Origin of the sequence: Roseateles aquatilis (assembly GCF_002205645.1) — a bacterium.
GTDB lineage: Bacteria > Pseudomonadota > Gammaproteobacteria > Burkholderiales > Burkholderiaceae_C > Roseateles > Roseateles aquatilis.
The window spans coordinates 593,852-606,146 of the sequence record NZ_NIOF01000001.1 but is presented as its reverse complement, the minus strand read 5'-3'; the positions used below and the strand labels follow the sequence as shown (position 1 = coordinate 606,146).

Here is a 12,295-nt window from a genome sequence, read left to right as displayed (position 1 = left end):
GTGGGCGCGATGCGCGCCGCGTCCGCCGGCGCGACGCCGGCCGGGACACGGGCGCTGAAGCTGGAGAACGTTCACGCCTTCTACGGCAAGAGCCATGTGCTGCACGGCGTGACCATGGAGGTGCGCCCAGGCGAGATCGTCAGCCTGCTGGGCCGCAACGGCTCGGGCCGGTCGACGACGGTGAAGACCATCATGGGCCAGGTGGACGGCACCGGCTCGGTGAGCTGGGGCGGCAAGGCGCTGCTGGGCCAGAAGGCCTACGAGATCGCGCATCAGGGCATCGGTTACGTGCCGGAGAACCGGGACATCTTTCCCAAGCTCACGGTGCACCAGAACCTGATGTTGGGCGAGAAGGGCGGCCGGCGCGGCCAGCCGGCCCGCTGGGGCTTCGACGACATGTACGCGATGTTCCCGCGCCTGAAGGAGCGCCAGCACACCGAGGCCGGCGTGCTGTCCGGCGGCGAGCAGCAGATGCTGACGCTGTGCCGCACCCTGATGGGCGACCCCGACCTGATCATGATCGACGAGCCCACCGAGGGCCTGGCGCCCAAGATCGTCGAGCTGGTGGCGGAGTACCTGAAGGAGCTCAAGCGGCGCGGCGTGTCGGTGCTGCTGGTCGAGCAGAAGCTGGCCATCGCGCTGGAGATCTCCGAGCGCTGCTACGTGATGGGCCACGGGCGCATCGTCTTCGAGGGCACGCCCGCCGACCTGCGGGCGAACGCCTACGTGCGCAAGGAGTGGCTGGAGGTCTAGGCCCGCGGGACCCGCCGCGGCGCGGGCTCAGGGCTTCGACAGGCCCTTGCGGATGCGCGCCAGCAGCGGATCCAGCGCGGGGTGCAGCGTGTCCATGGCCGTGTCGATCAGCGCGGCCTCCTTGGCGAGGTAGACGTCCCAGCCGGCGTGCGGATTGTCGGGATCCGCGTCGACGGCGGCGGCATGCGCTTTCTGGAACTCGGCCTCGATCTTCTGCGCGCGTTTGGCGCAAGCCGGTTGCCGCTCGACGAAGTCGCGAATCCTGCGACCCAGGCCGCTTTCCTGCGTGAGCAGCTCGCGCAAGGTGGGCAGCCCTTCGTCCAACTCCTGGCGCAGCACCGCATCACGGGCTTGCACCTGCGAGTCCATGCGCGTGCGCCACTGCCGACGCGGCGCGGACATCAGCGGGCTGGTGCCCGCCGCCTGTCCGTAATACGGTTGACTCGTCGCGTGGGCGCGCTTCGGCAGCAGGTCGTCGAGGCATTGGTCGACCAGCCAGGCCAGGCCGCTGGCGAGCTCCTGGCTCTCGACGTAGAGCGGGTTCGCGACGACGGCATGCTGCGCCGCGCGCGTTTGCATCCCCTGACGCAGCAGCAACTCCGCAGCTTGATTCAGAGATCCCAACCGGCCTGCCTTCAACCACGCATCGAGGTTGTCCAGGCGCATCAGGTTCGCGTCCTCGCAGTGGCCCGGGGCCTGCCGGATCAGCGCGGCCGCTTCGGCCAGGGCGGGCGCATGGCCGCTCCGCAGGCAATGCTGCAATGCCTTCAAGATGGTCTTGTGACGCCCCGTGTGCTGACGATGCTTGCCGCTGTCATGCAGCCGTTCGATCAGCTTGTCGGTGGCATCGACGAAGTCGGAGATCACCTGAATGTCACCGCGCGGCGCCGCCTGGTTGAGTGCCGCGCCCCGCGCGCGCGCTTCCTCCGCTTCGGCTGCTGCAGCCGCCGCCGCCGTGGCCGCCTCAGCCGCTTCGATCGCGATGGCCGCGAGACCGGCGGGGCTGTGGCAGCGCCTGTTGACGTCGTCCCATTCCCAGCCCGGTGGCACGTCCAGGGGCGTCTGTCCGTGAGGGGGCTCGATCCAGCGCAACCCCGGCTGCCTCGCCACCGATGCCCACAGCGCCGGCCAGTCGATGGGCGTCATCACGTTGCCCAGATCGAGGCCGTGCAGCGCGGCGGCGTCGAAGACTTCCGGCAGCCCGCCATGCCACAGACCCGGCTCCAGCGTGATGCCGTCGAACGCTTGCAGGGCGCTCCGGAAGTCGGCGACGTTGCGGATCTGACCGGTGGTGGTACGCAGCCTGAGCCACAGGCTGCGCTCCGGCCACAGCGCGCGGAGGATGGACGCGGGCGGCAGTTCGATGGCGGACAGATGTGGGTGGGGCGCAGGCTCCTCGAATTGCAGGATCGAAGGATGAGGCGCGGGTTCGACCGATGACGCGCGGCAGGCGCGCGCGGCGGCTTCGCGCTGGCGGCGCTGCGCTGGATCGACCGCCTCGCGGACCCAGGCCATCAGCGCGCTCAGCCCCTGGCATTGCTGCGCCGATCGCTCCACCGGCCCGGAGCACCCCGGCGCCGCGAACGTCGCGCGGACCAGCTGTATCGCGCGGTACAACAGGGTCGCCTCGGCCTGGGAAATCGCGATGCGGCCTCGCCGCGGAGCGCGCGCGAGGATGCGCTTCGCGTCGCTCAGCAGGGGTTCCTCGCTGGGCAGGATCAAGGGACGAGGAAACGCGTCGAGCAAACGACACGCCTTGTTGCGGGTATCGATCAGGAGTCTGGGAACGGCGGCCACGGAAGGGACGATCAGGCACCGGCTGAGCTCGCCGGACAATCCCAGCCAGTTGCGCGGCAGGTGTTGACCCGGGTCGGTGTCCGGCGGGGCGGCGCGCGGCTTGCGCAGCGCACCCAGCGCGCGAGCGAACCACGGCGCCTTGGGCTCGGCCGGGAGCTCTATCGCTGTTGTCGTTGTCGCCTCGCGAGCGGGCACGAGCTTGATGCCCCGGGGGAGGTGGCAGCGCAGGGCCGTCACCGGATCGGTCTGGAATTCCTTCAGCGAGCGTCCGAGGCTCACGTCGATGCGGGCGGACGGTTCGAGCCGGGGGTGGCTGACGCTGAGCCGATGGAGGCCGCCCACGTAGTGCAGCCAGCGATGAACGTCGGCGCCGGCGCATTGCTCGGGCAACAGCAGATGGTCGATCCTGCCCGAGAGTTCGAGCAGCGCCTCGACAGGCAACTGCGCCAACGTGTTCGGGGAAAACTCGCGAAGGTCCCACACGCTTGCGGCGTCCTCCTTCAGCTGCTCCAGGGTCCAGGCCAGGCGCTGGATGTTGTCGTTGGCCGGATGGCGTCTCTGCAGCTCGAAGCGACTGCCGGTGGTCGGATGTCCCGCAAGAAGCGGCAGGCTGGCGGGTGTGCTTCCATCGTCCATCAAGCTGCGGATGTTGCGGTCGACGTAGAGCGCGGCGAGGTTGTTCATGAGCATGGGCGAATGACCAAGGAAGCGGGGTCAGTAGCGGACGGGTCGGCACCCGACATCGCCTCCCCCCTGATTCGCGTCCCTTGATCCGGGTGCCTGCGGGCGCCACAACCGGCGGGCGCCGCACTACATTGGCCGTAAGGCAAGGAACAAGGAGCCCCCATGAATTCGGTGCAGCCTTGGATGGTCGTCGCTGGCGCGTTGGCGGGACTGGCGGTGGGGGGCGTGGGCGCCAGCAGCTGGTGGTGGCCGCGCATGAAGCGCGCGCGTCGGCTGATCGATCGGCTCGAAGCCGCGCGTCAGTTGCTCAACGAGCAAACCACCCAGGCCCGCCGCCAGATCGAGCGCATGCAGCTCGAACTCGGCGAACTGCGGCTGATCGCCGAGCGCATGCGCCGTAAGGCCGCGCACACGGGCAGCCCGGCCGAATCGCTGGACGGCCCCGACTCGATCCTGCCCGCGGCGCCCGCCGCGCCCATCGTGCGCGCGAAGGCCGCCGCCCCGCGCGAGGACGTGGACAACGAAGGCGGCTTCGCCCGCACCCAGTTCCAGGAGCCGGAATCCGGCCACAACGGCTTCGCGCCGACACAGATCGACAAGCCGTTCTGAGCGTTGGCGACGGCCGCGCCACGTGCCGTCGACCGCCTACCCTTGGACCTCGCGCGCCGGTCGCGCCTCCTCCCGGGACTTCCCCGGTGACGCCCTGTCACAGCAGAGACAAGCGGCGCGGCTCGGCGCTGCCTAGAATCGAACGATCGTTCTTTTCGTTGCCGGCACCCATCAGGGGAGACAGCTCCGGCGGCGAGACTTCTCACCAGTACTGGAAGGAACAAGCATGGGTGCCAGCTACGAAGTCCGCGGCCAGGTCGCGGTGATCACGCTCAACAATCCGCCGGTCAACGGCCTGGGCCACGCCACGCGCAAGGCCGTCGCCGAAGGCGTCGAGCAGGCCGAGAACGACGCCGCCATCAAGGCCATCGTCATCACCGGCGCCGGACGGGCCTTCTCGGGCGGCGCGGACATCCGCGAGTTCGGCTCGCCCAAGGCGCTGGCGGAGCCCAACCTGGGCTCGCTGATCAACCGCGTCGAGTCCTGCGCCAAGCCGGTCGTCGCCGCGATCCACAGCGTCGCGATGGGCGGCGGGCTGGAGCTGGCGCTGGGCTGCCACTACCGCGTCACCGCGCCCGGCGCCAAGATCGCGCTGCCGGAAGTGAAGCTGGGCCTGCTGCCCGGCGCCGGCGGCACGCAGCGGCTGCCGCGCGCGCTGGGTGTCGAGCCGGCGCTGAACATGATCGTCAGCGGCGAGCCCGTCAACAGCGAGCTGCTGGCGCAGGTGCCGGGGCAGGTGCTGTTCCAGAAGGTCATCGATGGCGACCTGCTCGACGGCGCCGTGAGCTACGCGCTGGAGATCGCCGACAAGCGCCCGCTGCCGCGCGTGCGCGACCTCAAGGCGCAGCATCCGGAAGCGCAGGCCTTCTTCCAGTTCGCGCGCAACACCGTGGGGGCGCTGAGCAAGAACTTCCCCGCGCCGCTGCAATGCGTGGAGACCGTCGCCAACGCCGTCACGATGAAATTCGAGGACGGCATGCGCGCGGAGCGCGAGGCCTTCGGCCTGCTGATGCTGACGCCCGAATCGAAGGCGCTGCGCCATGCCTTCTTCGCCGAGCGCGCCGCGTCCAAGATCCCCGACGTGCCCGAGGACACGCCGCTGCGCAAGATCGAGAAGGTCGCCATCATCGGCGCCGGCACGATGGGCGGCGGCATCGCGATGAACTTCCTGAACGCCGGCATCCCGGTGGTCATCCTCGAGATGAAGCAGGAGGCGCTGGACCGCGGCCTGGCCACGATCCGCAAGAACTACGAGGCGCAGGTCAAGAAGGGCAAGCTCAAGGAAGACAAGTACGTGCAGCGCATGAGCCTGCTGCACTCGACGCTGAACTACGCCGACATCGGCGACGCGGACCTCGTCATCGAGGCGGTCTTCGAGGACATCGGCGTCAAGGAGCAGGTCTTCAAGCAACTCGACGAGGTCATGAAGCCCGGCGCGATCCTGGCCTCCAACACCTCGACGCTGGACGTGGACAAGATCGCGAGCTTCACCAAGCGTCCGCAGGACGTGATCGGCACGCACTTCTTCAGCCCCGCCAACGTGATGAAGCTGCTGGAGGTGGTGCGCGGCGCCGCCACCGCCAAGGACGTGCTGGCCACGGTGATGGCGCTGGGCAAGAAGATCCGCAAGACCTGCGTGGTCTCGGGCGTGTGCGACGGCTTCATCGGCAACCGCATGATCGAGCAGTACAGCCGCCAGGCCGGCTTCCTGCTGGAGGAGGGCTGCACCCCGCAGCAGGTGGACAAGGCGGCCGAGCGTTTCGGTTTCGCGATGGGGCCGTTCCGCATGGGCGACCTGGCCGGCAACGACGTCGGCTGGTACATCCGCAAGCGGCGCTACCTGGAGAAGCCGGACCTGCGCTACTCCAAGACCGCGGACCTGCTGTGCGAGATGGGCCGCTTCGGCCAGAAGACCGGCGCGGGCTGGTACGACTACCAGGCCGGCAAGCGCGACGCGATCCCGTCCAAGACGGTCGTCGAGATGATCGAGATGCACCGCGCCGCGCTGGGCATCGCGCCGCGCAAGATCAGCGACGAGGAGATCGTCCAGCGCCTGGTCTTCGCCCTGGTCAACGAGGGCGCCAAGATCCTGGAGGAGGGCATCGCGCTGCGCGCCTCCGACATCGACATGGTCTACCTGACCGGCTACGGCTTTCCGCTGTGGCGCGGCGGCCCGATGTGCTATGCCGACACGGTCGGTCTGTACAACGTGGTGCAGGCGATGAAGCGCTTCGCCAAGAATCCGCATGACGACGGCAAGTTCTGGGAGCCGGCGCCGCTGCTCGCGCGCCTGGCCGATCAGGACAAGAGCTTCAACGAATAAAGCACGCAGGAGCAAGACATGAGCAAGGCATTGATCGTTTCGACGGCCCGCACGCCGCTGGCCAAGAGCTGGAAGGGCTCCTTCAACATGACGCACGGCGCGACGCTGGGCGGGCATGTGGTGCGCGCGGCGCTGGAGCGCGCCGGCATCGAGGGCGGCGAGGTCGAGGACGTGCTGATGGGCTGCGCGACGCCCGAGGGCGCGACCGGCGGCAACATCGCGCGCCAGATCGCGCTGCGCGCCGGCCTGCCGGTGACGGTGGCCGGGCAGACCGTCAACCGGTTCTGCTCCAGCGGCCTGCAGACCATCGCGACGGCGGCGCAGCGCATCATCGCGGGCGAGGCCGACGTGTTCGTGGCCGGCGGCGTGGAAAGCATCTCCTGCGTGCAGAACGAGGCCAACCGCCACATGCTGCACGAGAGCTGGCTGACGGCGCACAAGCCGGAGGTCTACTGGTCGATGCTGCAGACGGCCGAGAACGTGGCGCAGCGCTACAAGATCCCGCGCGAACGCATGGACCACTACGGCGCCGGCAGCCAGCAGAAGGCTTGCGCGGCCCAGGCCGAGGGCCTGTTCAACGCCGAGATCGTGCCCATCACCGTCACCGCGGGCGTGGCCGACAAGGTGCGCGGCATGATGACGAAGGAAGTCACCGTCGGCGTCGACGAGGGCCTGCGCGTGGGCACCACCTACGAGGGCATCAAGGACATCCGCACGGCGATTCCGGGCGGCGTGATCTCCGCCGGCAATGCCAGCCAGTTCAGCGACGGCGCCGGCGCCTGCGCGATCGTCAGCGAGTCCTACGCGGAGAAGAAGGGCCTGAAGCCGCTGGGCCGCTTCCTGGGCTTCGCCGTGGCCGGCTGCGAGCCCGACGAGATGGGCATCGGCCCGGTCTTCGCGGGGCCCAAGGTGCTGTCGCGCCTGGGCCTGAAGGTATCCGACATCGACCTGTGGGAACTCAACGAGGCCTTCGCGGTGCAGGTGCTGTATTGCGCGGACAAGCTGGGCATCCCGATGGACCGGCTCAACGTCAACGGCGGCGCGATCGCGATCGGCCACCCGTACGGCGTGTCGGGCCAGCGCCTGACCGGCCATGCGCTGATCGAAGGCAAGCGCCGCGGCGCCAAGCGCGTCTGCGTGACGATGTGCATCGGCGGCGGCATGGGTGCCGCCGGGGTCTTCGAAGTTCTCTGAAGCCCGCCGAGGTCCGCATGCGCCAGACGCTGGAATTCCTGCTCTACGACTGGCTGAAGGTGCAAGACCTCGGCCGTCGCGAGCGCTTCTCGGATCACTCGCGCGAGACCTTCGACGCGGTGTTCGACACCTGCGAGAAGATCGCCCGCGACAAGTTCGCGCCGTTCAACCGGCTGACCGACACCGAGGAGCCGCGCTTCGACGGCGAGCGCGTGCACCTGCCCCGGGCGACGCACGAGGCGCTGGCCGCCTATGTCGGCTCCGGCATGCTGGCCGCGGCGCAGGACCACGCGTACGGCGGCATGCAGTTGCCGTGCGTCGTCGAGATGGCCGCCAACTGCTTCTTCAGCAAGGCCAGCGTCGCCATGGGCGGCTACGCGATGCTGACCAACGGCAACGCCAACCTGCTGATGGCGCACGGCACGCCGAGGCAGCGCGACGTGTTCGCGATGAACGAGTTCTCCGGGCGCTGGTTCGGCACGATGTGCCTGTCGGAGCCGCAGGCGGGATCGTCGCTGTCGGACGTGGCGACGCGCGCGGAGCCCGACGGCACCGACTTCGAGGCCGATCCGCTCGGTCCGCGCTACCGCCTGACCGGCAACAAGATGTGGATCTCCGGCGGCGAGCACGAGATCACCGAGAACATCGTCCATCTGGTGCTGGCCAAGATCCCCGGACCCGACGGCAAGCCGCTGCCGGGGACCACGGGCATCTCGCTGTTCATCGTGCCAAAGCACCTGGTCGACACCGACGCGCGCCTGACCGGCGAGCGCAACGACGTCGCGCTGGCGGGCCTCAACCACAAGCTCGGTTATCGCGGCACGACCAACTGCCTGCTCAACTTCGGCGAGGGTCGCTTCACGCCGGGTGGCCGGCGCGGCGCGGTCGGATACCTCGTCGGCAAGCCGGGCGAGGGCCTGCGCTGCATGTTCCACATGATGAACGAGGCCCGCATCGGCGTCGGCCTCGGCGCGGTGATGCTCGGGTACGCGGGTTACGAGGCCAGCCTCGCGTACGCGCGCCAGCGTCCGCAGGGGCGGCCCGTCACGTCGGGCGGCAAGGATGCGTCGCGGCCGCAGCAACTCATCGTCGAGCATGCCGACGTCAAGCGCATGCTGCTGGCGCAGAAGAGCTACGTCGAAGGCGGGCTGGCGCTGGAGCTGTTCTGCGCGCGCCTGGTCGACGAGCAGCACACCGGCGCGCCCGACGACGCCGCCGCGGCGAAGCTGTTGCTGGAGGTGCTGATCCCCATCGCCAAGAGCTGGCCGAGCGAGTGGTGCCTGGAGGCCAACTCGCTCGCCATCCAGGTGCTGGGCGGCTACGGCTACACGCGTGATTTCCCGGTCGAGCAGTACTGGCGGGATAACCGCCTGAACATGATCCACGAGGGCACGCACGGCATCCAGGCGCTGGACCTGCTGGGCCGCAAGGTCGTGATGGACGGCGGCCGGGCGTTGCTGGCGCTGGCGGGCCGCATCGGCGAGACGGCGCAGCGCGCCGGACAGGTGGCCGGCCTGGCCGAGGCGGCGAACGAGCTGGGCGCGGCGCTGGCGGCGGTCGGCGGCGCGACCAAGAAGGCGTGGTCCACCGGCGATCCGGAAGAGGCGCTGGCCAACGCGACGCCCTACCTGCAGGCCTTCGGACACCTGGTGCTGGCCTGGGTCTGGCTGGACGTGGCGCTGGCGCTGGACGGGCGCGACGACGACTTCGCGCAGGGCAAGCGCGCCGCGCAGCGCTACTTTTTCGCTTACGAGCTGCCCCGGATCCACGCCTGGCTGGGCGTGGTCGCGCGGCGCGAGCCGCTGACGCGCGAGATGCGCGACGCGTGGTTCTGAGCGCCATGGCCCCGGGCCCGGGTGGACCTGGAGGCCGACGGATTCACATCACCCCGCGCGCAGGCGCGGGATCAAGGAGACAACGATGAGCAACAAGGTGCAAGACCTCTTCGACCTCGGCGGCCAGGTGGCGCTGGTGACCGGCGGATCCCGCGGGCTGGGCCTGCAGATCGCGCAGGCGCTGGGCGAGGCGGGCGCGAAGGTGCTGCTGAGCTCCCGCAAGGCGAGCGATCTGGAGGAGGCCGTGGCCCATCTGAAGGCGCTGGGCATCGACGCGTCGTACATCGCCGGCGACGCCTCGGACGAGGCGCAGGCGCGCGGCATCGTCGCGCAGGCGGTGGAGCGCGCCGGGCAGATCGACATCCTGGTCAACAACGCGGGCGCCACCTGGGGCGCGCCCGCCGAGGAGCACCCGGTCGAGGCCTGGGACAAGGTCATGAACCTCAACATCCGCAGCCTGTTCGTGATGAGCCAGGAGGCGGCGCGGCAGAGCATGATCCCGCGCCGTCACGGCCGCATCATCAACGTCGCGTCGATCGCCGGCCTGGGCGGCAACAGCGGCGTGATGAAGACCATCGCCTACAACACCAGCAAGGGCGCCGCGGTGAATTTCACCCGCGCGCTGGCCGGCGAGTGGGGCGAGTACGGCATCACCGTCAACGCGCTCGCGCCGGGGTTCTTCCCCAGCAAGATGACCAAGGGCCTGCTGGCGGCCATCGGCGAGGACAAGCTGGCCGCGCACGCGCCGCTGCGCCGCATCGGCGATGATGACGACCTCAAGGGCGCCGCCCTGCTGTTCGCGAGCCGCGCCGGGAAACACATCACCGGCCAGATCCTGGCGGTCGACGGCGGCGTCTCCGCCGTCCACGGAAGCTGAACGATCCCCGCATGAGCGCGCCGCAATCCCCTGTCGATCCGACCGTCGAGTCCCCGGTCGAAACCCTCGCCTCCACCTCGTCGGCAACGCTCGCGTTCCCGGTCCACATTCCCTTCGTCCAGCAGCTCGGCTTCGAGCTGGTCCGCATGGGCGACGGCGAGGCGGAACTGCGGGTCGACATCCGCGAGCTGCACCTCAACTCGTGGGAGGTGGCCCATGGCGGCGTGCTGATGACGCTGCTGGACGTGGCGATGGCGCATGCGGCACGCAGCATCCATCGCGATCTGCCCGGCTTCGGGCCGGGCGTGGTGACGGTGGAAATGAAGACCAGCTTCATGCGCCCCGGGGAGGGCGCGCTGCGCGCGGTGGGCCGGCTGCTGCACCGCTCGACGACGATGGCCTTCTGCGATGGGTCGGTCTATGGCGAGGACGGCAAGCTCTGCGCGCATTCGACCGGGACGTTCAAATACCTGAAGGCGTTGCCCGGGAAGGGCCGCAGCCTGAAGGCGCTGCAGCGCAGCGAGGACTGAGGCGGCGCGTCAGCCGCCGTGTTTCGGCGGTCGCGTCGGCAGCGCGGGTCGCTCGTCGTCGCTGCGCGTCTGGGCCGAAAGGCCGCGCAAGGCGTCGAACACGTCCAGCAGGTCTTGGACCTGCGCGCGGCTGAGTTCGATCGCCTCCGCTCCGCCGGCCTTCAACCAATGCGTGGCGCGCGCGCGGGTGGCGGCCAGACGTGCCGGCAGGACTTCGTCGGTCCGCTTCAGCGCATCTGACAGCCGCGTGCGCTGGAAGGTGTCGAGGGTCAGGCTGGGGGCCGCGCCGTCGGCCTTCACCGCGAGCGCGCGACGCAGCGGGCGCATGGCGGCCTCTGCCGCGTCGACGACGTCGTTCGAGGGCAGTTGGCCGCGGAGACGGGTGGGGCGATCGGGTCCCGCGGCGCCCCGAGATTTCCGCAAAGAGGGGGCCGCGCCGGACATGTCCGCGTAGCCGACGTCGGTGTAGACCGGCGGGGGGCGACGGGTATTGACATAGTCGACCTCGCCCTGGGGCCCTCTCGCCGAGGCGAAGCCGGAATCGCTCGATGCGGTGGAGGAACTGGTCGACTTCCCGCGCATTGGCGTCGACGTCCCGATTGTTGGCCTGGCTTGCGGCGACAGCAGGTCTGGCGCGCGCAGATCCAGTTCCCGGCTCAGCAGCAGCTCGCGGTCCGTGCGCGCATGCAGATCGGGCGCTTCATCGATCCAGAGAAGACGTTGCTGCAGCCGCGCGAGTTGATTCGGCGTGGCGAGCGCGGGCCCGTTGATCGTGTCGGCCGTGAAGGCCCGCGCCATCGCGGTGCAGGCCAGGGCCAACTGACTGGCGCGAGTCGCCGAGACCTGCGGCCGCTGGCCTTGCTGGAGCCACTGCAGCACCAGCCTGCAAGCTTCGCGGGCTTTCGGCGCCAGAAGGTGGAGATCGACCTGGCTCAGCGTGCGCTTCAGCGACTGGGCGGACTCCGCTTGCATCGATGTCGAATGCTCGCCGGGCAGCCTGTTCGACGCCCATTGAACGAGATGCTTGGCGATGAGCGCCGCGTCGATGTAGTCGCTCAGCGTGTTGGACGTGGTCGGACCGGCCTGTGTGTCGCCTCGGCCCGGGCGAGCGTCGATATGCGCCGCAACGTGTCGGTCGCGAATGTCGTAGAGGCGGTGCGTGCCGATGAGGTCCGATTCCGGCACGGGCAGGCGGTCGCTGCAGATCAGCGTCAACCGTTCGGGCAACTGGTCGTCCCGCCAATGGGGCGCGTTGCCGGTCATGCCGTAGGCGACGAGTTTCGACAGGTTGAGCGGTTCGATCCAGCGCATCACAGTGTTCGGATCACAGCCGACGGGCAGCGTCAGATGGTCGGCGTGCGCGGCCATGCGCCGGACCAGGGTGTCGGGCAGAGCGTCGATCGCCTTGGGCGAGAGATGGCTCAGGTCGATGCGGGATGAGCGCTGGTTGAAGGCGTCGTTGAGGGCTCGTGCCACGGCCTTGGATTCGGTGCGTGACAGTGAGCGCTGAGTATCGAGCCACTGTCGCAAAGCATCGTCGCGGACCTCCGCCGCGGGGGTGCCGTGGAAAGCGTTTTGCAGCCGATGCGAGAGATCCAATCGAGAGAACGGGTTCATGACAGGCCGGTCAGTGAAAGGGTTGAAGCGAGACGAAATGGCCGGAACGACACGAGCCTGCCTGGCAGGCTTGGAC

10 protein-coding genes are annotated in these 12,295 nt (G+C 69.3%); 8 read left to right on the top strand and 2 right to left on the bottom strand.

Features of this window, described 5'->3' with window-relative positions; all coding sequences use genetic code 11:
• Positions 1 to 9: 9 nt before the first annotated feature.
• Positions 10 to 753, top strand: coding sequence for an ABC transporter ATP-binding protein (locus CDN99_RS02615; protein WP_088383324.1), 744 nt, complete (start codon positions 10 to 12; stop codon positions 751 to 753).
• A 27-nt stretch (positions 754 to 780) separates the two neighbouring features.
• On the opposite strand, the gene CDN99_RS02610 is transcribed toward CDN99_RS02615, so the two are convergent.
• Positions 781 to 2,787, bottom strand: a complete 2,007-nt coding sequence (locus tag CDN99_RS02610) for a hypothetical protein (RefSeq protein ID WP_141100599.1) — start codon at positions 2,785 to 2,787, stop codon at positions 781 to 783.
• Positions 2,788 to 2,907: 120 nt separating this feature from the next.
• Between CDN99_RS02610 and CDN99_RS29080 the strand changes: the two genes are divergently transcribed.
• From CDN99_RS29080 to CDN99_RS02580, 7 genes are all read left to right on the top strand, one after another.
• A complete protein-coding gene (locus CDN99_RS29080; RefSeq protein ID WP_141100598.1) occupies positions 2,908 to 3,321 on the top strand; it encodes a hypothetical protein in 414 nt (137 codons plus the stop codon).
• Between the two features lie 75 nt (positions 3,322 to 3,396).
• Positions 3,397 to 3,843 (top strand): hypothetical protein, encoded by a 447-nt coding sequence (locus tag CDN99_RS02605; RefSeq protein ID WP_088382534.1) that lies wholly within the window; start codon positions 3,397 to 3,399, stop codon positions 3,841 to 3,843.
• Positions 3,844 to 4,069: 226 nt separating this feature from the next.
• The gene (locus CDN99_RS02600; RefSeq protein WP_088382533.1) at positions 4,070 to 6,166 is read left to right on the top strand and encodes a 3-hydroxyacyl-CoA dehydrogenase NAD-binding domain-containing protein; all 2,097 of its coding nucleotides are present in this window, start codon (positions 4,070 to 4,072) and stop codon (positions 6,164 to 6,166) included.
• 18 nt (positions 6,167 to 6,184) lie between these two features.
• Positions 6,185 to 7,360, top strand: a complete 1,176-nt coding sequence (locus CDN99_RS02595) for an acetyl-CoA C-acyltransferase (protein WP_088382532.1) — start codon at positions 6,185 to 6,187, stop codon at positions 7,358 to 7,360.
• A 17-nt stretch (positions 7,361 to 7,377) separates the two neighbouring features.
• Complete coding sequence (locus CDN99_RS02590) at positions 7,378 to 9,195, top strand: acyl-CoA dehydrogenase (RefSeq protein ID WP_088382531.1); 1,818 nt, start codon at positions 7,378 to 7,380, stop codon at positions 9,193 to 9,195.
• A gap of 85 nt (positions 9,196 to 9,280) precedes the next feature.
• Positions 9,281 to 10,072: an SDR family oxidoreductase gene (locus CDN99_RS02585; RefSeq protein WP_088382530.1), complete on the top strand. Its 792-nt coding sequence runs from the start codon at positions 9,281 to 9,283 to the stop codon at positions 10,070 to 10,072.
• An 11-nt stretch (positions 10,073 to 10,083) separates the two neighbouring features.
• Positions 10,084 to 10,602, top strand: a complete 519-nt coding sequence (locus CDN99_RS02580) for a PaaI family thioesterase (RefSeq protein ID WP_088382529.1) — start codon at positions 10,084 to 10,086, stop codon at positions 10,600 to 10,602.
• A gap of 9 nt (positions 10,603 to 10,611) precedes the next feature.
• On the opposite strand, the gene CDN99_RS02575 is transcribed toward CDN99_RS02580, so the two are convergent.
• Positions 10,612 to 12,219 carry a hypothetical protein gene (locus CDN99_RS02575; RefSeq protein ID WP_141100597.1) on the bottom strand — a complete coding sequence of 536 codons (1,608 nt, stop codon included), beginning with the start codon at positions 12,217 to 12,219 and terminating at the stop codon, positions 10,612 to 10,614.
• Between the last annotated feature and the right edge of the window lie 76 nt (positions 12,220 to 12,295).

Bases quoted from the DNA above. Each gene is read 5' to 3' on its own strand.
- CDN99_RS02585 (WP_088382530.1), top strand. From the start codon at position 9,281: ATGAGCAACAAGGTGCAAGACCTCTTCGACCTCGGCGGCCAGGTGGCG.
- CDN99_RS02590 (WP_088382531.1), top strand. From the start codon at position 7,378: ATGCGCCAGACGCTGGAATTCCTGCTCTACGACTGGCTGAAGGTGCAA.
- CDN99_RS02595 (WP_088382532.1), top strand. From the start codon at position 6,185: ATGAGCAAGGCATTGATCGTTTCGACGGCCCGCACGCCGCTGGCCAAG.
- CDN99_RS02600 (WP_088382533.1), top strand. From the start codon at position 4,070: ATGGGTGCCAGCTACGAAGTCCGCGGCCAGGTCGCGGTGATCACGCTC.
- CDN99_RS02575 (WP_141100597.1), bottom strand. From the start codon at position 12,219: ATGAACCCGTTCTCTCGATTGGATCTCTCGCATCGGCTGCAAAACGCT.
- CDN99_RS29080 (WP_141100598.1), top strand. From the start codon at position 2,908: ATGAACGTCGGCGCCGGCGCATTGCTCGGGCAACAGCAGATGGTCGAT.
- CDN99_RS02580 (WP_088382529.1), top strand. From the start codon at position 10,084: ATGAGCGCGCCGCAATCCCCTGTCGATCCGACCGTCGAGTCCCCGGTC.
- CDN99_RS02605 (WP_088382534.1), top strand. From the start codon at position 3,397: ATGAATTCGGTGCAGCCTTGGATGGTCGTCGCTGGCGCGTTGGCGGGA.
- CDN99_RS02615 (WP_088383324.1), top strand. From the start codon at position 10: ATGCGCGCCGCGTCCGCCGGCGCGACGCCGGCCGGGACACGGGCGCTG.